This window comes from Pukyongia salina (assembly GCF_002966125.1).
GTDB classification, from domain to species: Bacteria; Bacteroidota; Bacteroidia; order Flavobacteriales; family Flavobacteriaceae; genus Pukyongia; species Pukyongia salina.
On record NZ_CP027062.1, the window covers coordinates 588,182 to 613,034 of the forward strand.

20 protein-coding genes are annotated in these 24,853 nt (G+C 42.4%); 10 read left to right on the forward strand and 10 right to left on the reverse strand.

The window, feature by feature from the left end; translation table 11 throughout:
• Positions 1–34: 34 nt before the first annotated feature.
• The 5 genes from C5O00_RS02705 to C5O00_RS02725 all read right to left on the reverse strand — a co-directional run bounded on the left by C5O00_RS02705 (position 35) and on the right by C5O00_RS02725 (position 4,579).
• Complete coding sequence (locus C5O00_RS02705) at positions 35–853, reverse strand: energy transducer TonB (RefSeq protein WP_105214726.1); 819 nt, start codon at positions 851–853, stop codon at positions 35–37.
• A gap of 8 nt (positions 854–861) precedes the next feature.
• Positions 862–1,254, reverse strand: coding sequence for an ExbD/TolR family protein (locus tag C5O00_RS02710; RefSeq protein WP_105214728.1), 393 nt, complete (start codon positions 1,252–1,254; stop codon positions 862–864).
• 1 nt (position 1,255) lies between these two features.
• The gene (locus tag C5O00_RS02715) at positions 1,256–1,960 is read right to left on the reverse strand and encodes a MotA/TolQ/ExbB proton channel family protein (RefSeq protein WP_105214730.1); all 705 of its coding nucleotides are present in this window, start codon (positions 1,958–1,960) and stop codon (positions 1,256–1,258) included.
• 50 nt (positions 1,961–2,010) lie between these two features.
• The gene (gene nhaD, locus C5O00_RS02720; RefSeq protein ID WP_105214732.1) at positions 2,011–3,390 is read right to left on the reverse strand and encodes a sodium:proton antiporter NhaD; all 1,380 of its coding nucleotides are present in this window, start codon (positions 3,388–3,390) and stop codon (positions 2,011–2,013) included.
• A gap of 121 nt (positions 3,391–3,511) precedes the next feature.
• Positions 3,512–4,579, reverse strand: a complete 1,068-nt coding sequence (locus tag C5O00_RS02725) for an anhydro-N-acetylmuramic acid kinase (protein WP_105214734.1) — start codon at positions 4,577–4,579, stop codon at positions 3,512–3,514.
• Between the two features lie 273 nt (positions 4,580–4,852).
• Between C5O00_RS02725 and C5O00_RS02730 the strand changes: the two genes are divergently transcribed.
• The 7 genes from C5O00_RS02730 to C5O00_RS02760 all read left to right on the forward strand — a co-directional run bounded on the left by C5O00_RS02730 (position 4,853) and on the right by C5O00_RS02760 (position 14,443).
• On the forward strand, positions 4,853–5,995 hold the full coding sequence (locus C5O00_RS02730; protein WP_105214736.1) for an acyl-CoA dehydrogenase: 1,143 nt from the start codon (positions 4,853–4,855) through the stop codon (positions 5,993–5,995).
• A gap of 455 nt (positions 5,996–6,450) precedes the next feature.
• Complete coding sequence (locus tag C5O00_RS02735) at positions 6,451–7,791, forward strand: coiled-coil domain-containing protein (protein WP_105214737.1); 1,341 nt, start codon at positions 6,451–6,453, stop codon at positions 7,789–7,791.
• Positions 7,792–7,911: 120 nt separating this feature from the next.
• Positions 7,912–8,964, forward strand: coding sequence for a hypothetical protein (locus C5O00_RS02740; protein WP_105214738.1), 1,053 nt, complete (start codon positions 7,912–7,914; stop codon positions 8,962–8,964).
• 1 nt (position 8,965) lies between these two features.
• A complete protein-coding gene (locus C5O00_RS02745) occupies positions 8,966–10,927 on the forward strand; it encodes an AAA family ATPase (RefSeq protein ID WP_105214739.1) in 1,962 nt (653 codons plus the stop codon).
• A complete protein-coding gene (locus tag C5O00_RS02750) occupies positions 10,927–12,177 on the forward strand; it encodes a DUF6638 family protein (RefSeq protein ID WP_105214740.1) in 1,251 nt (416 codons plus the stop codon). The genes C5O00_RS02745 and C5O00_RS02750 overlap by 1 nt, the downstream gene beginning before the upstream one ends.
• A complete protein-coding gene (locus C5O00_RS02755; RefSeq protein WP_158676761.1) occupies positions 12,174–12,692 on the forward strand; it encodes a stage II sporulation protein M in 519 nt (172 codons plus the stop codon). Before C5O00_RS02750 ends, C5O00_RS02755 begins: the two co-directional genes overlap by 4 nt.
• Before the next feature lie 80 nt (positions 12,693–12,772).
• On the forward strand, positions 12,773–14,443 hold the full coding sequence (locus C5O00_RS02760; RefSeq protein WP_174688596.1) for a hypothetical protein: 1,671 nt from the start codon (positions 12,773–12,775) through the stop codon (positions 14,441–14,443).
• Here C5O00_RS02760 and C5O00_RS02765 read toward each other — a convergent pair.
• The 5 genes from C5O00_RS02765 to C5O00_RS02785 are packed head-to-tail and all read right to left on the reverse strand — an operon-like array spanning position 14,440 to position 18,609.
• A complete protein-coding gene (locus tag C5O00_RS02765) occupies positions 14,440–14,844 on the reverse strand; it encodes a hypothetical protein (protein WP_105214742.1) in 405 nt (134 codons plus the stop codon). The genes C5O00_RS02760 and C5O00_RS02765 overlap by 4 nt on opposite strands.
• A 1-nt stretch (position 14,845) precedes the next feature.
• Positions 14,846–15,586 carry a class I SAM-dependent methyltransferase gene (locus tag C5O00_RS02770; protein ID WP_105214743.1) on the reverse strand — a complete coding sequence of 247 codons (741 nt, stop codon included), beginning with the start codon at positions 15,584–15,586 and terminating at the stop codon, positions 14,846–14,848.
• Complete coding sequence (locus C5O00_RS02775) at positions 15,574–16,320, reverse strand: DUF2071 domain-containing protein (RefSeq protein WP_105214744.1); 747 nt, start codon at positions 16,318–16,320, stop codon at positions 15,574–15,576. The genes C5O00_RS02770 and C5O00_RS02775 overlap by 13 nt, the downstream gene beginning before the upstream one ends.
• Positions 16,321–16,701 carry a DoxX-like family protein gene (locus C5O00_RS02780; RefSeq protein WP_105214745.1) on the reverse strand — a complete coding sequence of 127 codons (381 nt, stop codon included), beginning with the start codon at positions 16,699–16,701 and terminating at the stop codon, positions 16,321–16,323. It lies immediately after the preceding gene.
• 9 nt (positions 16,702–16,710) lie between these two features.
• Positions 16,711–18,609: a putative porin gene (locus C5O00_RS02785; RefSeq protein ID WP_105214746.1), complete on the reverse strand. Its 1,899-nt coding sequence runs from the start codon at positions 18,607–18,609 to the stop codon at positions 16,711–16,713.
• 61 nt (positions 18,610–18,670) lie between these two features.
• On the opposite strand from C5O00_RS02785, the gene rnhB reads away from it, so the two are divergent.
• The 3 genes from rnhB to C5O00_RS02800 all read left to right on the forward strand — a co-directional run bounded on the left by rnhB (position 18,671) and on the right by C5O00_RS02800 (position 24,801).
• Positions 18,671–19,270, forward strand: coding sequence for a ribonuclease HII (rnhB, locus tag C5O00_RS02790; RefSeq protein WP_105214748.1), 600 nt, complete (start codon positions 18,671–18,673; stop codon positions 19,268–19,270).
• Positions 19,271–19,343: 73 nt separating this feature from the next.
• A complete protein-coding gene (locus C5O00_RS02795) occupies positions 19,344–21,776 on the forward strand; it encodes a hypothetical protein (protein ID WP_158676762.1) in 2,433 nt (810 codons plus the stop codon).
• An 82-nt stretch (positions 21,777–21,858) separates the two neighbouring features.
• Positions 21,859–24,801, forward strand: a complete 2,943-nt coding sequence (locus C5O00_RS02800; protein ID WP_105214752.1) for a tetratricopeptide repeat protein — start codon at positions 21,859–21,861, stop codon at positions 24,799–24,801.
• Positions 24,802–24,853 lie beyond the last annotated feature (52 nt).

Here is a 24,853-nt window from a genome sequence, read left to right on the forward strand (position 1 = left end):
TACTTAATTTTAGTAAGCACAAATGTAAAAAGGACTATTGGGAAAGTTTGAAATTATAGATGATTTGCCCGTATTGCTTGGGAGGAGCCTTGGGGTCTGGATTGAATTTGGTTGCCAATGCAGCGCGTTTTGCGGGCTCTAAAAGACATCTAGAATTGTTCTTAGTACCTCTTACTCCCGGAACGGCACTAACAACTTCTCCCTGCTGATTCACCACAATATCTACTACAACTTTTCCGGCTTCATTGCAGTCCTGAATTTCTTTTGCCTTATTGATCGCTTTTCTCCCTCCTAATCGGTAATTACCGTCGCCGTCAAGTCCTTTTCCGGTACCATAATATCCTTTAGCATTCGGATCGCCATTTGGATCACCCTTATCTCCCGGTTTATTGTCCGGACCTTCTCCCCCCTTGGATTGCCCGTCACTCTTTGGTGCATTGATTAGGTTATCGAGGGCATCTGTTGTTGATTTGTCTGGTTTCGGACTAGGTTTTGTGACTTCTTTCGGTTTTTCTTTAACCGGAACATCCCGTGTCTCCTTCTTTGGTTTTTCCTTCTTAATTACCGGAGCCTCATCATTATCCTGGGTAACAACTTCCTCTTTGATCTCCGATTCTGGCTGCGACTCAGGGGGAGGTGTGGTTTCCACAGGTGCAGATTTCACAGGAGTTTTCGGCTGAATATCCCCACTCCCCTGATCCATGGTCCCGAAGTTTACAGCTATACCTCCTTCCAACGGAGGATCCATATATTTAAGGCCAAGAACAAAAAACAGCAAAAACAAAATGATGACGTGTATCACAATAGTGATCCTCATACTTTTTCGCTTATGTTCGGTATCCAGAAAACTCATCTTAGCATTTAATTCGGCCGTACGGCCAATACCACTTTAAAATCATTTTTATTTGCCACATCCATTACAAATACAGCATCCTCGATGGGCACTCCCTCTTCAGCTCTCAAGATGATGGTTGGATTGTCCTGCCCCGCAAGAATTTCTTTCAATTGCTTCTCTAAACCATACTCACTAACTCGTTCCTTGTTCACGTAGTAGGCTCCTTCTTTGGTAATACTTACCGAAGCCTTCTGTTGGTTCGTCGATTTGCCTTTAGCTTTAGGTAAAATTAGATCCAGGGCATCCGGAGTTATCGCAGGTGAAGTGAGCAGAAAGAAAACCAATAACAGAAATACGATATCTGTCATAGAACTCATACTGAATTCGGGGCTTATTTTATTTCTTCCTCTTAAATTCATACTATGCAGGTTCGTTTAAGAGATCCAGGAAGTCTACCGCTGTAGCCTCCATTTGATGTACCACCTTATCGGTTCGTACCACCAGGTGATTATATCCTATATAGGCAATGATACCTACTATTAGACCGGCAACAGTGGTAGTCATGGCGGTATAGATACCTTCGGCCAGGGCTCCCATCTCTGCCTGTCCACTGCTAGTTGCCAATTGGTGAAATGCTAATACCATCCCAATTACAGTTCCAAGAAATCCGATCATAGGTGCTGCCCCTGCAATGGTTGCTAAAATACTCACGTTTTTTTCCAGCTTATATACTTCCAACCTGCCTGCGTTTTCTATGGCCGTATTAATATCATCCAGCGGACTTCCAATTCGAGAAATTCCTTTTTCTGTAAGTCGGGATACAGGAGTATTATGCTGGGTGCACAGGATCTTAGCCGCCTGGATATTACCCCCAGCAACGTTATCCCGTATCTGGTTCATAAAATTATTGTCGAGGTGAGAGGCCGCCTTGATGGCGAACAACCGTTCGAAATAAATATAAACCGCAACGAAGAGTAGAACAAATAGCACCCCAATGATAATTTGGGCCCCCATTCCCCCATTCATAATGAGCTCGAGGACTGATAGTGTTTTTTCTTCAGAAACAATAGGCTCCAGGTCTTGTGCCAGATCCTGACCACCCTCCTGAATAAAGAAGTTAAGCATGTGATTAGATTTGATTTAATTGAATAACGAACGTACTTCGCAATAATTGTTTAAACATGATGAAAGAGTACTCTTTCAAATAGCAGAAATACTCCGGCACCTGCAAGGAAGCCAATAAATGCCAGCCAGGCCACTTTTTTAAGATACCAGATAAAATCGATACGCTCCATACCCATGGCAGCAACCCCAGCGGCAGACCCAATTATAAGCATACTTCCACCGGTACCGGCAGAATAGGCAATGAAGTGCCACAACACCGAATCTGTAGGTGATTCGTACATTCCAATGGAAGCGGCCACTAACGGAACGTTGTCGATAATTGCAGATAACACCCCAAGTAACATAACAACTATATCCTGGTTAGGAATCGCAGCCTGTAAAACTTCGGCTAAATAACGCAGAGTACCAACCTCTTCATTGTTCACCACTCCGTACACCAAACTTTCTAGTCCGGCAACTGCCATAAGGATCCCGAGGAAGAACAAGATACTGGAGATCTCTATACGGGAAAGTGCCTTATGGGCAGAATATAAATGTCTTCTTTCTTTACTAAAATCTTCTTCCGGATGGATATATTCAGAAACAAGCCACACCACACCCAGGGCAAGCATCATTCCTACATAAGGAGGTAGATGAGTAAAGGTTTTAAATATGGGAACAGAAACTATCATTCCAAGACCCAGAAACAACATGGTTTTACTGCTAAGCAATCGCTCTGCCACCACATCTTCGGTTGCATCTACCTCAATTTCTCCTTTAAAGGGTTTAAGGAAACCGGCTATGAAGAATGGAACAACAAAACATACTATAGAGGGTAAAATAACAAACTCTATTAATCCCAGTGCAGTTACTTTATTGGCGATCCAAAGCATGGTTGTGGTCACATCTCCAATAGGAGACCATGCTCCACCGGCGTTTGCAGCGATTACTACCATGGCCGCGTACCATAATCTTTCATTCCGGTTACTAATAAGTTTACGCAATAAGGTAACCAGGACAATTGTGGCTGTAAGGTTATCTATAATGGCAGAAAGTATAAAGGCCAAAATACCAATGATCCACAGTAATTTTTTCTTGCTACGGGTACGTACGGCCCCCTTTAACACCTCGAAACCTCTGTGCAGGTCGATGATCTCGACTATGGTCATAGCACCAATTAGGAAAATGAGGATCTCGGCCGTTTTACCCAGGTGGTGTAACAAAGTATTTTCGAAACCGTGTTCGGCGTCAACACCTCCAGAAGCATAATTGTACACCTGTTCATGGGTATCGATCACACTAAACCACCCGGAGTGAAATCCAACAGCGAGAACTGCCCAAATTAGGGCGGCCATTATAAGTGCCGGTACGGTTTTATCTAATCTAAGCGGATGTTCGAGTGTTATAGAAAGGTATCCTATTACAAATATCAGGATAATGATGGACTCCATAAAGCTGGTGTATTAGTTCGACTAAAATAACTTTTTCATAGCAATTACAAAAGCTGTAGCGTTAATATTATTCAAGGGAAAATTAAATGCCTGATTTCGTGGATTAAATACAATAGCAAAGTCACTTGGGTTCGTAAATTTTTCCACTACTGTGATCTCGTACTGCTCCTGTTACACTGGACAGGCAATTGTTCTCCCCTCTTAATTTCAACACCCCCAAAAACGCAAAAATCAATGCTTCTTTGTATTCAATGATCTTGGTATCGGGAATCACAATTTCGGCCGAGTTATAAAATAAAACCCTTTCCATTAAAAATTTATTGTTCACCCCACCCCCTGTTACCAGTACGCTGGCGGTATCATCTATTTGTTCAGATAGTTGGAATGCTATATGTTCACAATAGGTTCTCATTATACTTAGCTCGTTGAGTCCGGACCCTTCCAATAGGGGTAAGATACATTTGTTAACCCATTCAACACCCAGGGATTTTGGTGGCGATTGTTTATAGTAATCCAATTTGTTCAGCATTTTAAGCACATCCTTGTGCAAAGTTCCGGAGCGCGCCAGCATACCATCCCTGTCGTATTCCTTGCCCAATTTTCCCGCATAATAATTGAGAACCGTATTCACCGGGCAAATATCGAAAGCAATTCGCCCATTTCCCGATTCGTACGAAACATTGGCAAAGCCCCCTATATTCAAACAGGCATCGTAATCTGTAAAAAGTAACCGATCACCAACAGGCACCAGCGGGGCACCTTGTCCGCCCAATTCCACGTCCTGTTGTCTGAAATCGCATACAACTAGTTGACCTGTCATTTTAGCCAGAGCAGGCAAATTCCCAATCTGCAGTGTAACTCCTTTATCTGGCTGATGCAATATGGTGTGACCATGGCTACTAATAAGATCCAGTGAGGATATCCTGTGTTTGTCGATAAAACCCTTAATAACCGAAGCCAGAAAAGCCGTGTATTCTTCATTCAGGGTATGCATGCGGCCAGCCGAAAAATTAATCGCATCGCTTAGTCGCATCCTCCAGTCGTTGGTATAAGGTACGGTCTCTGCACGTACTATATTAAAGTCCCATCCTTCTTTTTCAGAATGGCTCAAATAGCATTCGGCCAGATCTACTCCATCCAGGCTGGTTCCGCTCATCACACCTACTACATGGTATTTATGCTTTTTCATCTAATAATAATAAGAAGTTATTACTCACATGTACGACAACCGGAAACATATATTCATTTCGACTGCCAAATTACAAAAGACTTTAATGCACCGATGTTAATTGTGATTTGTTATTTGAAATTTGTTTTTTGGAATTTGCGCTTTGGGATTTGTTATTTGTTATTTGTTATTTGTTATTTAAGAAATGTAATTTGGGATTTGTTATTTGAGATTTAAGATAGAAGGGGTATCTTTGCACACCAATCGAAAACGATTTAGAAAACGATTTACACTATGGATTTTAAGCTTTCTGAAGAGCATTTAATGATACGAGATGCCGCTCGTGATTTTGCAAGAACCGAGCTTCTGCCCGAAGTAATAGAAAGGGATACTCACCAGCGTTTCCCTGTGGAGCAGGTAAAGAAAATGGCTGAGCTTGGGTTTCTTGGTATGATGGTAGACCCTAAATATGGTGGCGGTGGAATGGATACCGTATCTTATGTGCTTGCCATGGAAGAATTAAGTAAGATTGATGCCTCCGCCTCGGTGATCGTGTCGGTGAATAATTCGCTCGTTTGTTGGGGACTCGAAACCTACGGGACCGAAGCTCAGAAAGAAAAATATCTAACAAAACTCGCCACAGGTGAATCGATCGGGGCATTTTGCCTGAGCGAACCGGAAGCCGGTAGTGACGCTACTTCCCAGCGAACCACCGCCATCGATAAAGGCGATCATTACCTGCTTAACGGAACCAAGAATTGGATCACCAATGGTGGTAGTGCAGATTACCATCTGGTGATCGCGCAAACAGACAGAGAAAAAGGGCACCGTGGAATTAATGCCTTCATTGTGGAAAAAGCATGGGACGGATTTGAAGTTGGTCCCAAAGAAGATAAGCTTGGAATTCGAGGAAGCGACACTCATACACTTAATTTCAACGACGTAAAAGTTCCGAAGGAAAACAGAATCGGAGAAGATGGATTTGGCTTTAAGTTTGCGATGAAGACCCTAAGCGGCGGACGTATCGGAATTGCGGCACAAGCACTCGGAATTGCAGCTGGCGCCTACGAAATGGCAAGAGATTACTCCAAGATCAGAAAGGCTTTTGGTACCGAGATCTGCAATCATCAGGCGATCGCATTCAAACTGGCCGATATGCACACAGAGATCGAAGCGGCCCGTCACCTAGTAATGAAGGCGGCCTGGGATAAAGACCAGGGTAACAACTACGATATGAGCAGCGCTATGGCAAAATTATACGCTTCTAAGGTAGCAATGGATGTTACTGTGGAGGCTGTCCAGGTACATGGTGGAAATGGTTTTGTAAAAGAATATCATGTGGAGCGTCTCATGCGTGATGCCAAGATCACACAGATCTATGAAGGCACCTCCGAAATTCAAAAGCTGGTCATTTCCAGGGGGCTTTTAAGGGACTAAACCCTCTCCCCTCCAGATGCTGAATCAAGTTCAGCAGGACAGTGGTGCACCGATTTCATGAATTTCGACATCACTATACTTGTCATTCCGATCCACGACGCTTGTCATTCCGAACTTGATTCGGAATCCATCATTCCTGACCCTCTCTCCTCCAGATGCTGAATCAAGTTCAGCAGGACAGTGAGGAACATTATTTTCATGGCGAGTCCCGGCTTCTCATATAACCCGGGACCGCGCTATTCGCTGTTACTCCTCGCCCACTAGCGTGGCTGCGGGGTATACGCTGCTATCGCTCTCGCAAGATCCGTAACAAATTTTTCAAAATAGCGACTAATCATTCGTACATAAGAAAAGGTGCCTTCCAAATTTCGCAATTGAGTTTCTCAACTCATTTTTTTTACCGAAATTAACAGTCCGAAATTTTTTGATAACTAACACTTTAAATAGCCATATCTATGTCTGATGATTTTGATTTACTAGAAACCGAGTCCAACTCAAAACAGGAAAAAGTAGACGTAAACTGGGGCAAAGCCGTCGACCAGATGAAGTCTAAATTAGCGCAGGAAGACGATCCGGAAATGCGGCAAAAAATTCTTAACGCTACCCTGGACGATGTTGTAGGTATGGCCGAAAAGGACCGGGCCTCATTGCTCGATGCCATTAAAGATCTTACCGATTACCAGGAAGAAGTAGGAATTATTTTCGAAAAATTCTCAACCCTCAACGAGGCCGAACAGAAGGTGATCGACAACGCACAAAGCAAACTAGAACGAGCCAAACTGGCCCTGGAGGATGCCGAAAAGGTGAAAGATAACTGGTGGAACAATCTCTGGGGACGAAAATCACGGATCAAAAAACGCCAGTCTGAACTGGAAGCCGCACAAAAGGAACGTGAAGCCGCCGATATGAAAGCCAAGCAAATGTTCCAAGAACGAATAGAGACCGCCGATATACAAACCCTGTTAAGTGAATTATCCTATAAGAGTCAGGCTGCCGTAACCCGCCTGAAAAACCGTGAAGTGGAGATCAAGGAAGTAGAAGATAAACTTCAGGATGCTATTGTAGAGGCCAGTAAGAACCATACCAAAGCGTTGGAAAAGAAAAAGGAAACCGAAGATAAACTTGAAGAACAATACGCCTTGTTGAAACAGGCGCGACAGGAACTGGAAGAGATCTCAGATAAACAATCTACAGCCTATTCAGAAGCTATAGGAAAAATAACGGGGATCGAACAAAAAGTAGAAGAGCTCGAAGGCCTCAAGAACGCATATACAACCCTTGCAGCCAGTAAGGATAGTTTTGTTCATAAACATAACCTTACCATAAAAGTACTTACTTCCCTGCGAAGCAATTTACAAACCCATAGGGCAAAACTTAAAAGTGACACCGATGAGCGCCTTAAATACTACGACGGATATGTAGTGGCCCTGAAAGCCAGAACAGATCAGGAGTTTGCTGCCATCCTGGAACATCTGGGTGTGAAAACAGACGAACATATCGGGCAAACCCTCGCTGCCATGCATTCGGCCAGTGCAAAAGCACGCCAGGAGATGATGGATAATATTCCTGTTCATGAAAAAGTGATGCAGGGAGTTTATGGTAGTTACGCCGAATCGTTGCAGGAAATTAGAGAGAAAGATGCCGAGATTCAGAAGGATTTTGCCAATAGGTACGGTATTGATATGAAGGAGATTTTCGAGGAGTTTTACGCCGCAGGTAGCGGTGGTGATGTTCCGCCGGAAGACGATAAACCTTCAGAAACTCCTAAAGAGGATGATGAAAACCTATTGGGTTAGATTAGGCTGTTAATATACTTCTGTTGTTGCCTTGCTTCATTATTGCTGAAGTGGTAATTCTGCATGGGATAAGATCACTTGTTTTACTCGAATTAACAAAATTCTGAACATTATAATTAGATGTCCATTAACCAAATAGTTACACCCTTAGATAGTGCTGTACTGGAAACCAGAGAGCAGTATTCGGTCTATTTTAAGATTGTATCTCATGCCTTTCAATTTTTAATGAAAAGCATAACCGAAAACAAGTTGTGTAATGCCCTGGAAGTGTCGTTCATGGAACAGTATTGCGAGCTACTTGCGTATTCCCTGGAATCGTTTAGAGTTAAATACCTGTACGATGAAGAAGAGAAAATGAAGATAGATCTCACCGAATCGGGTTTTCCTAATTACCTGGAATTTAGGTATCTCATCAACGATCTGGAATTAAAGAATGAGCATATAAGCCGGTTGCCCGACCCACAGGTATTGAAGGATGAATTTCTGGAAACCCTGTTAAAACACAAGCAACCTATCCCTAAACGAAAGTTGGAACAGGCGGCATCCATTGTCTATTATACATCGGTTGAACGAAACTTTATCTTTCGGAAATTTGTACAGGGGAAGATCATCACAATCGAAAATAATCCGGACGCACCTTATTTAGTAAGCTGGTCGTTTTACGATATCACCTTTAACAGGCCGTTCATCTGTTTTATGTACTTCGATCTGCACAAAACCGACCTTAAAGAATACACCCCCAAGATCTATGAAGTGCTCGAAGCCGTAGCCGATAGAAATATGAACCTGGACAACCTCGCGTATGCAATAGATAAGCGACTTCCGAGGGTTCTTCCGAAGAAATTCAGAAAAATAGACCTGGGGCCACTACATAACGTATTTGCAAAAGATGAACTCACTATTACCCATGTAGTCCTGGAAGGAATTGTTAATAAGGTACTGGATCTGTCGGCCTACGCCTTATCTATAACTATAGAAGACCTTGATTCCTCCGGTAAGATCACCGAAGGCAACATCTTCAACCGCCAGCATTTACAGATATGGGACGCATACAAGCCCAAAAAATATTTACTTTGTTCGCACCGCCTGATGCAATTGTTTTATGACAAGATCCCGGGTGAGATCGACAAACTTGCCCAGGAACCAATAGAAATTCCGGCCTTAAAGATTTAATATGGAACACAACAGTACATTTCCCATAAAGAAAAGCGAACTGGACGCCCTCCGGGAAGAAGCCACTTCCTACCTTAAAGGAGTCCAGTGGGACCAAAGTTATAAGGCCAGAAACCGCGATAAGGACAAGAAAGATGATAGCATATTATTGTATTTGTCCAAGGCCACCGGAAACAGTACCTCCGAGGTCACATCGGTCTCCAGGTCCATCCTGGCACTAAAGAAAAAACTCCTCCCCGAGTCTGTCGCTATACCTATACAATTAAATCGGGCCCTGTATGCGGTACAGGAGGGCCTTACTATGGGTGTATGGTTAAAAGACAGTTATGGCGATTCGTCTGGCCTCTCGGGTTTGAACGAACGCAAGGGCTCCCTGGATAATACCCAACGCAGGGAATTTGACAGCAAGCAGCAAACGGCAACGGCTTATATGCTGTACGGCACGGCCTACCGTATCCTTTACGACTTGAAGCCTGTCGCATCAGACGATCTAAGCGTGATGAAGAACAAATTTGCCGGTATACCCGAAATCTCCCTTATCTCACCCATTAAAGGTATTTCCTGTATGTTGTACTATTACGACAAATACCTAAATCATCCGGAGATCATCACTCGCGATGCCGATGTTGTCGATTTTACCGTTGTTTATTTCGAAGCTATAATAGCCGAAATACAGCTCCGGCTGGGCTCCCTGGAATATACTGAAACCATCACCGACCGCACCTATAAACTGGAAAACAGTGATTTTGCTGTTTCCGGATGGGAGAATGTTTTTGAAGGGACTGCAAAAAGTGTTGAATTCAATAAAATACAATTTGAAGAGATCGTAGGAAACCGCGATGCCAAACATTTTGCGCGTAGACTAACCGAGCGATTGCTTAGTTACGACTTTAACGCAAAAAAGAACCCCTTCCAGGAGCTGGGAGGATTTATGCCCGTTTTTATGGGATATGGAATCCCGGGCACCGGAAAAAGTATGTTGATCGCCGCCATAGCAACCCGGTTGAAAGAACATTGTGACAATCTCGACATCCCTTTTCTTTTTCATCCCATGCCAGACACACTCATCTCCACCTTTCAAGGAGGATCGGCCGAAAAAATGGTACAATGGATGAAACCTTTGCAGGATCCTGGAAAACTCATCTTCGCACCTATCGATGACGCCGAAAACAATTTGCAGGAACGAACCGCTCAGGGAGTATCGGCTGGTGTGAAGGAAGTGATTGGTGTTTTCCTGCGATATACCGAAGGGGCCTACGCCGTTAATTATGGTAACAGCTCCATAGGACTTTTTACAAACCTACCCGAAATGCTGGATAAAGCTGTGATCTCCAGAGTTCAGGGGCGTTTTAAAATTGATGGTGCGCGTACACTTCCCGATTTTATAGATCAGGACTATCTGTGGTGGCGTAAAATTGAGAAGACCATGCCCGGGTTTGTGAATATGCAGGGACCGGATAAATACACCTACTTAAGTGAGCAGGGAATAGTGAAGAACCTGGGAGCGATCCTGGAAAAATCTGAAAAGCCCACCGAAGAACGAGTATTGGCTATTTACGAGCAAGTGGAAGCTAAGCACAAGGAAACCGAACATATGTTCTATGCAGAATTATTTAAACGCATTCAGAAATCATTTCCTTTCTTTTCATCCAGGGATATCAGGAATATCCAAAGCGCTGTTTCGCTTCGGTTAACAGATTTCGATCTTCCTTCAGATTGGTTCGAGGATGCCGAAATTTATTTCAGAAAAGATTACGATACCAAATACGGTATGTTACAGGAACTTATGAAAGAAAATATGAAAGGCCTGAGCTTTTCAGACATCAGAAAGCAGGAAGTGGTTCGCTACCTGGATAACGTCGCTACAATTGCCGATACAGATTTTAAACGCAAAGTAGATCAACGCTTACATGAAATGAACGTGCAAACAGAAGCCAGAAGACGCTTCGAAGAAGATAATTAATGGATAAACTAAAAACAGCCGGCTTATTTGGACGGGACCTGATAAAAGTATCGGGATCCCTGGCCGAACGTTATAACGGCTGTTTGGCGATCCTGGGTATGGATCCTACACAACTCAAAACTTTTCATGTGGATGGCATGGGCTGGAGTCCGGAAATTGCAGAAGAGAAGGACAATCCATACTATCTCAATATTGGCGAGGCCAATTTGAACGCTATTATAATCTCCCCGGAACAGGAAGGAAAGCCGGTATATATGGCATTTCACAGTTTCGATCGTGATATTATGAGAACTGTTTTCACGGCCTACGCCAAAGAAATAAGGGATATAACCAAAGATGCCGCCATCTGTATCCATCTGGATCAACACATAGATACTTATTACGAACCTTTCGATCTGTTGCGTTATAAACAGATCACCGTAAGTTTCAGGATCCTGAACGACCTTGCTAAAAAGCAAAAAGAGCAACTACAGTTAGTGGAAGAGTTCAATAGCGGGAATAACTTCATAAATCGCGATATACATAACAAATTACTGGAATCTGCTAAAAAATACGGAGATCTTAGAGATAGGAAGCTGGAACTGGATCCCCTGCAACTAAAAGTAAGTACATTTTATACCAGGGCTTTTGGCGGAGTATTCGTGTTGCGTGATTTTATAAATGATATTATGGTTTTTGAGGATGAGGAGCTCTTTAAAAAAGCCATCAAAGACACTGTGCACGACGTCACTTTATTTCACATTAGCCATAATGAACTAACAGCCACCCTGGTGAATCATCTAATCGCCGAATTCGACATAAAGCGAGCTGCGAAATCCAAAAGATACGACCGTATAAAAAAACATTTGTTTGTTCAGGAATTAAAAGAATGTAAGCATCCGTTACGGGAAGTTCTGGACAGCCCGATGCTGTTTAAGAAATACCTCAACGAAATGGACGTCGACACCAAGAAGCGTCTAATGAGTGTAGAATTATACAATCAACGAAAGATCGTTGAAAGAGATCTTAAAATAGATGATGTAGTAGATCCGGTCTACGAAAAGGCACTTTTACAACCGCATTCATCCCTGGAAGAAGAGCACAAAGAACTTATATGGAAACTACTCACCAAGATCGTTCCGGCAGATCCGCTGCACTTATACTGGTATGATAAAGAACAATTTTACAAGACCTTTCTTAACTGGCCTGAAGGTTATCAGGACTGGGTAATAGACAGAATTCTAATCAATACTAAAAACCAAGCATCATGACACTCGAAATCATTGTATTTGTCATCGCTATTCTCTTCGGAATAATAATATACTGGCGGGAATCTAAAAGTAATAGACTCTATCGCTTCTTCAACCATATGATGCACTCCAAGGATTTACAAATGAAAGCTGACAATAGAAAAGGCTTTGTACACAAGCAGGTATTCTTGATGCGTCTTGTATGGATCACTCTCATATTTGTACTGGGAGCCGCCATCCTTAGTTTCGCTACCCCGATCAATGTGATTTTCTTCCAGTATTTTGTATCTGCGATCGTGGGAACTCTCATAGGAACTTACATTGCTTCTGCTTTTATATTTACTTCGGAAGGGCTTAAGAAGGAAAATCTAAAGAAGAATTTCGATAAGGCGGTTGAAAAAGGAAAAGAATTCGTCGACGACCTTAGAGAGGAAGACGATCCCGCATCTAGTAGTGACGAAACTCCTGAAAACAAGAAGGCTGCCGATGAGAAAAGTGCACGTGATCGACTTAGGGATAAAGGAATGATCAAATAGTGAACTATACAGTTTGAACATCGAATCAAAACGTGTGGTTTTAAAACCTATCATCGATAATATATAAAAACGCAGGAAACATGATAAAGTCATATTGGAAAAGAGGCAAAAAGCAACGACGAATAGTTGTAATTGGTGGTATAATTTTAATCCTGCTATTGTTCTTCCTACGGGACGACTATCAGCCGGCTCTGTTGTTTGTGAGAAAATATATTTTTATAATTCTTATCTGTGCGCTGTTCCTGGGCTTTACGATCACCAAATTTAGAAGTGCGCCAAGTGCGGGAAGGCGATTACTTATTATGCTGGGGATCATAGCCTTTTTTGCCACCCTTTGGTTTTTTGGGGCCAAGATGCAGTTGTACGCCTATATGCAAACCTACAATGTCTTTAAAAACCTTGATAAAGTGGAGATCCACGAACTACCGTTAACCCGAAATGAGCGTATTCAACCATACAATAATATTGTGACCATGGCCTACGAGTCTATTGGGGAGACCCAGGAAGTTTCCCCTCCGCAGTTAGTGCGCGTGGACAGTAGCAACCAGTGGACCATGGCGGTTCAGCCTTCCAAAGAATACACCTGGCAGCGCATTAGCGACAATACCGAGGAGATCTTTGTGGTGGAAAGCACATCTCCTTTTCCGAGATTCTCCGGTGAGAACCGGGTCCCTGTGATATTCTCAATTGGCGAATCGCTCGCATTTAGCAGAAATACCTACAATGCAGTAGTACAGCGATTCAATATTTTTCAATTATTTACCATGGAACCCAGCGAGGTTTTCTATATGAAAAACGACGAAGGGAAATGGGTACAGGTGGTGAGTTTAATTAAATGGAAAGGATTTTTCTTTCCGTATCCTTCTTACGGCGGTGTTATGATCATCGATCCCGGAGAACACGACACCATGGATTACCTGGAACGCATCACCATAGGTAAAGGAACATACATCCCTCCGGATGAAATAAAAAATTATCCCTTCCTCACCAAACAAAACACCCTGGCCGAAAAAATATCAAGGCTCCAGGCTGAGTCACTGCAATTCTTAGGCGGATTTACCGATCCCCTTCCCTGGAATATGGAGACTGCGGTGAAGATCCCGGATCTAAAAGACGATGAGAATATGCAACCCTTTGTAACCGATTTCAACTTCGCTGGTATGGAAACCGATGCGTATAGCGGACTCTACCATTGGTTTGGACTTGAACCGGTTGGAGAAGAACGAACCAGTCTCTCCTTCAGTGTTATGATACCTGCAGACGGAACCGATAAATTATACTACTATAACCACGCTGCTAAAAAAGAAGGATTGGCTGGGGTCTCTGCCATGCCTTTAAAAGTGATAGAATCACGTAAAGAATACGATTGGAACGTTAACAAGCCCGTCGAATTCCGGCCCTTTGTGAAAGAGATCGGTGGAAGAAAGCGAATGTTCGTTTTCTGTACGATTGCTGCCAAACGAGATGATAGTAAGAAATTTGATGGCTCTGCCACACCCGACCTAGCCTTGGTAGACACCGAATACCGCGACGTGGTCTGGATCGACGCCAAGCACCCTTCTCAATGGGAATCGGCTATTCTCGAACAATTAGGAGAAACCTGGAAGGCTTCCGAAAATCTTTCAGACGAAGATATATGGCCCAACAGAATCGAGATAGACCTTGATGAATTTAAACAAATGGATAGCCTTTCGGCTGGGAGCATTTCAGAAGAATTGATCGAAGCTGTTATGGACAGTATCAATAATTAAACGTAAGGCATAAAATAAATCTTCAGAAAAATAAAACTGAGATAAGCCCAGAGCAATGTGAAAATAAGATGCATGGCAGTTTCGAACACTTTGCCACGCCATAATTTCGTGGAATACACAAAAAGTTGAATAAATAGTCGACACGTCCAGAAGATCCCGATTCCCAAACAAATCTTCCTGCCCAATGCTGTATGGACGAGTTCATAGGAGGAAGTAAAACACAGCAAACCCATTAGAAATACTGTAAGTGCGATGAAAAAGGTATGAACCCGCATCATCTGACTATTCATGAGACTGAGCACTTTCAATTCTTCCTTCCACCTAAAATAACGTGGAAACGGAATATGAATAAGCGCCAGCAGCATGAGTAACGTCCCTATGATCTTAAGGTGTAGTTCCATTTCATTTTAAAATAAAGGTTGAAATAAAAGGTGTGGTTTTGATCACTTTCTCAATCTTAAATCCGGCCTCTCTAAAGACTAACATCCAGTTATTCTTGCTAAAAAAATGAAAAGCACCAATAGTGTAAGCTAAAAAATTTGCGCCATCTCTAAGGTGTTCCACCACCACCACTCGTCCCATGGGCTTAGTCACCCTTCGCACTTCCCTAAAAAATTCCAGTCGCTCCTGCTCCTTCCTTATCTCATGCGCACTTAAAATTAAAAAAACGAAATCGGCTACATGATCATCTAAAGGAATTTTAGATGTTGAGATGATCCTGGTACCAGGATATGGAGGATATGCCCTACGCGCTCTTCTAATGGATGGTTCGGTATGCCTGGTTTCATTGTAGAAATCGAATACTTCCATGCGTGCCTGGGGGTATTTTTGCCTTATGGTCTCACTGGTCTCATCGAACCCGGCATTGATATTCACTAAAGTGTCCCCGGGTTTTATTACAAGTGTATCAAGCCAGGAGAGTAGGTAGAGATCAGAACGATCGTAAACCCAATGTGAGATTAAAAGAGATATGGCTACGGGTAACGAGATTAGAACACAAATCCATGCAGCCAAAGATCCTCCCCAAAGTAATCGTAGAGTGACGAAGAGCAGGATGACTACGAGAAAATAAAAAATATAAAAATGCCGGTTGAACCGGATGATATTCCAAACGCCCTGGTATGGTTTCCTTATCCCTGCCATTGTTCTTTGATCCCTTTTTTCCAGTAATATGGTACATCTACGATTTGAAAGGCATTAGCAAGAACCACATCCTTTAATTTAAGGTCTTCGATAAATTTAAACCGATACTCCTGTACTTCCAAAGGTTGTGGCTTCCAGTTTTTTCGTACTCCTTCGATGATGAGTATTTCTTTTTTTTCTGAATTGTATGTAAATGTGAAAGGCAACGGACCCGCATATCTACGGGCTTCTTTCCAACTGGAAAATGGCGAGCCTACGGGTAAGGATGCCTCCTCATTTGAACCTTGGAATACTGCTTCAAAATTAGATGCTTCGGAAGAAACCTTACTAAGCTTACCTTCCTCCTGAAAACGAATATCTGTAGTCTCATATTTATAATGAGTAAAGATATTTCCGAAGAGTTCCATTTTCTTCTTATTTGTTTCAGATTTCAAGATATACAAACCACGCAGTCTTCTTCCTTTTAAATTTTTATATCGAACAAAAATGCGATAGCCTACCAGCATAAAATCATTGCCTAACAACTTCGAGGTTCCTTTCGGCCTGAGATCTCTTGTGTCTACCATAGCCACAGCAATGAAACCATAAGTGTCTTTAAAAGTATCCAGGCTAAGACATTCGGGAAGGAATCGCTCAAGTTCGGCTTTAGGGGCTGCAAATGTAAAGACCACCGACCTGTTAAAATAAGCTTCAACGGCAAAAGGATGGTCTTTTAATGAAGAAAATGCAGCCATTTAGGTTATACGTTTAGCGATGATGAATTCATTTATAAAAATGAGAAGTACAAAAATGATAGCAAAGAGCAGATTCATACTTCCCCATAAGAGTAATTCGGGAACAATGAGGGTCTCAAGGATATTCATAAGTAAAACAACCACGATCTGCGTAGCAGCATTAAGTTTTGCCTTATAACCACTTAAAACCCAAAAGCCCATGATCACTTCGGCAAAACCGATGGCAATGGTAAACTGTTGTGCATAATCGAAACCAAGTATCTTTGCTACTATAAATTCGTGACGCGGCACCAGGCCCAGAATCTTACAGTAAAAACCATTTACAAACCAAACAAGGGCAAAGCTTATACGAAGAAACAGATATATTAGCTTTACACCCACAAACTGCTATTAGAGGAAAAAGTTCCACACCAGACCGAAGCGGATCACCGCATCCCGATAAGGATATCCGGGTGCCGAAAAGTGACTGTTGGTTGAGTTAAACAACTGGTTTACGTGTTCGTATTTAAAATAAATACGTGTTTGCTTGATCTTTGCATTAAAAAAGAGGTCCACCATAGGAAATCCACCTATTTTCTCATCGTTCTGAACATAAAATTCGGCCAGAACAGGATCGTAGCCGTTCATATTGTATTCGGTAAAATATCTGAAGGTGATCCCGGTTTGAAGAAACAAGGCTTTCTTAAACCATTCGTCTTCATAATAGAGTGTATGTCGTGTCACTATTTCGGGAACATTAAAGACCTCTTCACCCGAAACTGCCTGTTGGAACAATACTGTGTTCATTAAGGCGAATCGCCCATATCTAAATTCACGCTCTGCCTTGATCTTTAGATAATCCACCCGCTCACCAAACTGCTGGGGAGTTGGAGTGCTGTCATTCGCTTTTATAGTAAAATAGGTATAATCGTCAATTCCGGTATAGCTCACAGTGGCGTCTAAAAGTTTCTCCGACTGCAACTCGAATTTCAACTCCTGGGTCTTTACATTGTCGAGATCGTTTTGCCAATTGTAGTTTACATAATCACTCTGATACAATAGAAAGTTGAAATTAGGCGCTACCGAATGTATAGTGGCCGAAGCCCTTACCTTGTTTTCCTCATTGAATGCGAATTGCGCTGCAGCCGTGAGGTAATTTCCATCAAAATCACCCGAGATATTGATCTTTCCTCTTCCCGAAAGTTCGAAACCGCGATATTGTTTTTTATAACTAGCGCCAAATTGCACAAGATTACCTTTAAGGCGGTTGGTGATTCTACCATCTACCAGATCCAGAACCGTGTCATAGCCGTAGTTATAATCTGTGTAGCCTATAGAAGCACTTAATTCTCCCAGTATGGAGTTCTCCAGACGTGCATATCCCTGAACATTAAAATCTTCCAGTTTTGTAGTTTTTATTAGGTCTGTATCCTCATAGGAAGCTCCATATCCTGAATAGGGACTGTTCTGGCGATATTCGTAGAACTTATCTTCATAACTTATCACATTCCCGATATTCAGGATACTATAAGAAGTAGAATCTTTTCGCCTGATAAGCTCGTATTCATGATCGGCATAAAAACGGAGTCCTTCCAGTTTGTTTTCGGCATTCTCAAAATTAACATCGAGACGTGCCCGGTCGTCAAATTCGGGGTCGTCTGCCTTGAATAAAGCGAGCGAACTTTCGTTCAGGCCACCATTTTCTTCGTTCAATACGTCCTGAGCCGCTATATGTGCCCTGATCTTATAGCGTGAATTCTTGGTGTTGTAGTTAGTTGTAAACCTGAAATTTCCCGTGCTTGTAAGCATTTGCTGATAATTCCCCAGAGATCGTATCCCTTTATAAGCAATCGAAAAATTAAACTGTTCGCTGGTATTAACTGCGAGTAATGCATCCAGTTGCTGACCCTGTTCGAAAGCGGTACGGAAATACAATTCTGTGAAGGGCGTGGGCACCCGAAAATACTGCATGTCCTCAATCTCGAAGTAGTTAAAATGATGCGACTGCGCCACAAACAACGGCTTTAGATTGCTTTTATCGAATGTATAGGCCAGCGAATTGTAGGTTTGACCTACATTGGCAAAAGGCATCAATTCGAAATCATCCTTGCGGAGATAGTTAAACTTATAGTCCTTCGCTATGGTGAGTGAAGTATCTACTACGGTAGTATCACGATCTGCCGAAATGATCTTGTACAGGTCGATCGGGGGTTTACTTTTGGGAGTGTTGTCCGGTCCGCTTGGAAAACTTTGAGAGAACACTACTGTCTTACAGCAGAAAAAGAGAAAGATCAATAGCGTTTTGTTCATGAATACCTATCTTATCACACAAAGGTAAATTTTTAAACGAAAATAGTTACTTTTAATTTCAGTGTTAAAGCTCAAAATACACACACAATTACTGGAATGCGGTACAGATGAAGCAGGTCGAGGTTGCCTGGCCGGACCTGTTACCGCAGCGGCAGTAATTTTACCCGACGATTTTGCGCATCCCGATCTTACAGACTCCAAGCAACTTTCAGAAAAAAAAAGAGAAGAACTTCGCCCGATCATTGAAGAACAGGCATTAGCATTTGCTGTGTCCCATGTGATGATGGAAGAGATCGACCAGGTAAACATCCTTAATGCGTCCATACTGGCCATGCATCGTTCAATCGAAAAGTTACAGTTAGCTCCCCAGTTTATAGCTATCGACGGAAACCGCTTTAAGCCGTTTCATAAAATTCCTTATGAGTGTGTGGTGAAAGGCGACAGTAAATACTTGCACATTGCAGCAGCGTCCATCCTGGCCAAGACATATAGAGATGAATACCTGGCCCAATTACATGAGGAATTCCCCGTCTACAACTGGAAAAAGAATAAGGGCTATCCCACCGCCGAACATCGTGAAGCCATTAAAAAATATGGCCCTACCCCTTATCATAGAAGGAGTTTCAGACTATTACCTGAACAACTGAGATTAAACTTTTAGATTGTTGAAAAGAAGTCGATAAAGATTTCAAAGCATCTCTGTTACAACTCCCTTTCATAACTATTTTTGTGTTGTGAAGAGGATTCAGTATTTATTATTAGGGATCATGGCGTTCAGCTTGTTCTTGGCCTGTGACCCGGAACAGGATACCCGGGCCGAACTTGAGGATTTCGTTCCCGATAATGCCTCGACAGTGCTATCTATAACTAATTATGAGATCCTTCGGAAAGACCTGCAACAAAATGCGGCCTTCAAAAGTTTAAAAAACAGCGAACTTTACAGACTACTATCGGGAGAACATGCTGCCTTAAAATTACTAAAACCTCGTTCTAGATCTTTACTAAGCATTCATCGCAACGACAATTCATTACCCGAATTTGCCTTTATTACGCGGCTGGATTCGGCAGTTTTTAAACTAGACTCGCTTCCCAATATAATTTCAGAAAAACTTAGCTACGGGAATACGACTCTGGATAGGATAAGCATCGAGGATCAAACAGTGTACAAGGCTATAAAAGACAGTGTTCTCCTGCTTTTTTCATCTCAGAAAATGTTGGAAGAGGTCTTATCCGGAAAGAATGCAGGTTATGACGGGGAGATTCCCATCGCAGGAGAAGCCGAACTGATCATCTCTAGAAATGCTCCAATGCTAAGCCTTCAGGATTCGGTAAATGTGCCCTTATCGAGCCATCAAATATTGAATGTAACAATAGCATCGGGGGGGATAACCGCATCCGGTGTAACCCTCAACCGGGATACCATCCCGCGGTTAATCGATATTTTTAAGGGACAAATTCCGCAGCAAAACACCATAGCTTCTGTGCATCCTGTGGATGCAGAATCTTCTGTAACTTTTACATTCAACCATCCCGATATCTTTTTAAATCGGCTTCGCGTTCATAGAAAAGACAGCGTATCATCCCGCGCGGTCGCAATGTTTGAAACCATCACCGAAATAAGCGACATAAAGTTTGAGGATGGCAATGCTATCGTGATGAGCAGTATCGATGCATCTTTAACCAATGAAGCTCTGGCTCCTATGCTGTCTGAAAACACCGTTTTCAGAGATGTTGAGATCTACGATTTTTCGAACTCGGATGTATTTATAGAAAACTTCAGGCCGCTTATTAGTAAAACATCGCCAAAATATGCCTTCCAAATAGAGCATTATTTTATTTTTTCTGAAAGCATGACAACCGCCGAAAAATTTATCGTTGCCTATAAGAGTAACAACGTGCTTGCCAATACCCCCAATTACCAAAAATCTGTTCGGGAACTTGCCAGTGCATCCTCTGTACTTCTAATGCATTTCAATAAAAATGTATACAAAGGTATTTCGAATGTGTTGGTAGAGACCCCCGATTATACTGCAGATGGGCCGGCCAGCTATCAATTGTCTGCTTTGCAATACAGTTACGACCGTAACTTTGCACATGTTAATTATGTTTGCCTCGAGGCCGGTAAAACCAGACAGATCACTGGCAGCGTAGCACAAGTATTTAGCACCAAACTAGAAGCAGATCTCCTGGGAGAAGCACAGTTTTTTACTAATCACCGCACCGGAGGAAAGGATATTGTAGTGCAGGACATGGGCAATAAGCTACACCTTATTTCCTCGAACGGGAAAATATTGTGGAGTAAGGATCTTAGAGAACCCGTTCTGGGAAAGATCCACGAAGTAGATATCCTTAGAAACGGAAAGAAACAACTTGCCTTCACTACTAAAAGCAAATTATACGTATTGGACCGAAATGGAAACAACGTGTCTCCTTTCCCGGTGAATTTTAAGGATGAGATCACTCAACCCTTGTCTGTTTTTGATTACGACAATAACAGGAAATACCGGTTTGCAATAGTTCAGGGCAGGGAACTTCTTCTTTACGACAGCAAGGGCAAGAATGTAAAGGGATTTAATTTCGAGGGTGCTACCTCCGATATAGTATTGCCGGCTCAGCATATACGGATGAGCAATAAGGATTATATCCTGGTGGCCGAAGAGAATGGTAAACTGAATATCCTTAGCCGCGTTGGTAAATCCCGTATAACGGTGAACAAACGATTTAAGTTCTCCAACACCCCTATAGTCGAAGAAGGCTCTAAATTTGTTGTAATTACTTCAGAAAAAACCAAAGAATCCATTGCACAAAACGGTAGCGTTAGTTCACAAAAGCTCAATGTATCTACTAACTATTCGTTCCTCATCGACTATAAGACTAAGGTTACTCTAGATGATAACCTACTGCGTATTAATGGAAAATTGGTGGAACTGCCCTTCGGTATTTACACGCAACCGAGGATATACAGGGCAAAGGGTGATAATTATATAACTGTTACCGAAACTCAGGAAAATAAGGTTTTTGTTTACCATGCATCTGGTGAATTAATGACGGGCTTTCCAGTTTACGGAACTTCTGTTGCCGAAATTTCCAGCCCGGACCGATCTAGAACGATTCACCTTCTAGTACGCGGCGAAACAAATGAAGTGATATTATACGAGCTTCAGTAGGACCAACATGCGGTCGCATCACGACTGTCTTATCTTGATGTTTAATTTAATTCCTTATCTTTAAGTAACAAGTAGCCTCCTCATGCCACGAGTTATACTAATTCTGTGTCTCTTACTAACGACCTTCCTTCAAGCACAGGATGCAACTACCTATATCAAAACAATTTCGGAAGAGGATTCCGTGACCATTAGTGGCTGGAGAATTAAGATGGCACAAAATATCAATCCCAATCCCGATAGTGCCTTCTACTATTCCCGTAAGATCAAAGAATTCACCCAACAAAAGAAGTACGGCCCGGGGGTGATCGATGCCGATTATCTCATTGGCCAGTGTTTTAAAAGACTACAGCAAAATGATTCGGCCATAGTGTATTTTAAACAGGCACTCGCGCTGGCAAAGACCATCGATTACCCTATTGGTGCTGCCAGGGCCTATAACAGTCTTTGTCGAACTTATTACCTAATGGGTATGATGGACGAATCTGTAGCCGCCTGTGAAAAGGCGATTGAAACTACAGAAGAATACGACGATCCTAATAATATGATCTTCGCAGACAGCCACACTGCTCTGGCTACAGCCTACGCCAGACAGAACAAACTGGACGAAGCCATTAAGAAGTTACTGGTGGTGGATTCGGTTCATAAGATCGAAGCTTTACGGCCCGATGTGATCGCGGCTGCCTATCAAAATTTAGGAAACATCTATCTTGACCTTGAGGATTACGATGCCTCCGAAACGTATTATTTGCGTGCCAACAACGAATTTGAAAAACTAGGAGGTAATGCCACCTATTATCTTAACACCACACATATTTACCTGGGCCAGGTATATATGAAAAAAAACCAGCTTTCGAAGGCCGACAGCCTGTTAACGCTCAGTTACAACTTCTTTTCGGCCATCAAGGACGAACGCACCGTGGGTGAGATCAGCACCTATTTAGGTCAATTGAAAGTTAAACAGAAGCAGCTCGATAAGGCTGAAGCATTTTTTAATGAAGGATTTTCTATTCACAAGCGGAACAACCGCACCTACGAGGCCTCCCTCAACGCCCTCGAACTGGCAAAACTTGCCTTAGACCAAGGCAGGACATCCAAGGCCCTGGGCTATTTAAATGAAGCCGAAACCTTAAATAGTTCAACCAGGAATAGCCAGGTTGCCCAGGAGACTTATGAGTTGTTTTCAAGATCTTATGCTCAGCGTAATGATTATAAGAAAGCTTTCGAATACAAGAACCGCGCAACTGCGATCAAGGATTCGCTAATGGACATTCAAAGCTCCGAAAAGATCCGGGAGATCGAAGCGATCTATCAAACCGAAAGCAGGGATCGTGAAATTGCGCTACTTACTTCGCAGAATGAGCTGGTAGAGGAACAGAAGAAGAATCAGCGAAATGTTTTATTAGGCGGGATCGCACTTATGGGGCTCGCTGGATTGTTTTTATTCTTTCAGTATAGAAACCGGATGAAGACCAATAAGAAACTCAAGGAACTCGATAAAGCGAAATCCACCTTCTTTGCCAATATTTCTCATGAGTTCCGAACCCCCCTCACCTTGATAAAAGGTCCGGTAGAGGATCAGTTACTTTCAGAATCTCTGTCTAAGAATGATCGTAAAAACCTTCTTATCGCCAGGGCCAACACGCAACGTCTGGAATCTCTGGTAGAGCAATTGCTAGCCTTATCGAAACTGGAAAGCGGGAATATGAGTTTAAAGGTCCAACCCGGTAATTTATCGAATTTCATTGCCGCCCAGGCGGAGGCTTTCTCATTTAGCAGTAAAGAAAAGGATCTTACAATGAAAGTCTCATTGAAAAACGATGATCGATCGATGGATTGGTTTGACCGAGACGCCATGGAAAAGGTACTTTTTAATTTACTGGGTAACGCCATAAAATATACCCATGAAGGGGGCAATGTAAAAATTGAAGGAGAAAGGGACGGCGACGATTTTGTTTTTAGTGTTTCTAATTCCGGAAATTATTTATCCTCCGGGCAAAAGGATAAAATATTTGAACGATTCTATCAGTCCGATCCTCAAAATCCGGGCACCGGTATAGGTCTTGCGCTTACAAAAGAACTTATAGAGCTTCACAAAGGAAGTATTTCGGTAGAGAGTTCGGAGAAGGACGGGACGAAATTCAATGTACAACTTCCAGTGGTGAAGATGGCATTCTCTCCCGAAGAGATCCTTTCAGAAGAGCTTCAGAAAAGCGATACAGCAGATACAATATTGGATGAAAGTATTGCTGAACAACAATTGGCTATTCCCGAAGATGCTCCCATCCTACTAATCGCCGATGATAATACGGAAATTCGAAATTACGTGTCCTCGATTTTCGAATCTACCTACCAGATACAAATGGCTACCAATGGAAATGAAGGCCTGGCTATTGCTTCAGAAACCATTCCAGATATCGTGATTAGTGATGTGATGATGCCGCAACTGGATGGGTTCGAATTCACAGAAAAGTTAAAGGAGAACGAAATTACTTCGCATATTCCTGTGGTTTTGCTCACGGCAAAATCTGACGACGAAGACAAACTCCAAGGAGTTCACAGTGGTGCCGATGCTTATGTTATCAAGCCGTTTAATGCACAATTGCTAAAGGCTACAGTTTTCAATTTACTTGAAAACAGGCGAAAATTACAATCGCGCTTTGCACAAGAAGTTGTGATACGGCCAAAAGATATTGCTATTTCCTCGGCCGATGAACAATTCCTGGAAAGGCTTCAGAAAGTTATGGACGAACATCTTACTAATCCCGAGTTTAGTGCAGAGCTATTTAGCAAAGAGATGGGGGTGAGCCGTATGCAGTTACACAGAAAATTAAAAGCGATCACCGGACAATCCACCAGTGAATTTTTAAGATCACAGCGATTAAAATTAGCACTAAGTCTATTAAAGGAGAATAAAGCCACTATTTCGGAAATAGGATATACAGTTGGATTCAATGACCCTTCCTATTTCACTAAGTGCTTTAAACAGGAATTCGGGACCTCCCCATCCGATTATTTCGCTACATAGTACTCCCCGATCGATCGATACATTAGCCGATAGCCCTTTAATTAAGGGTGTG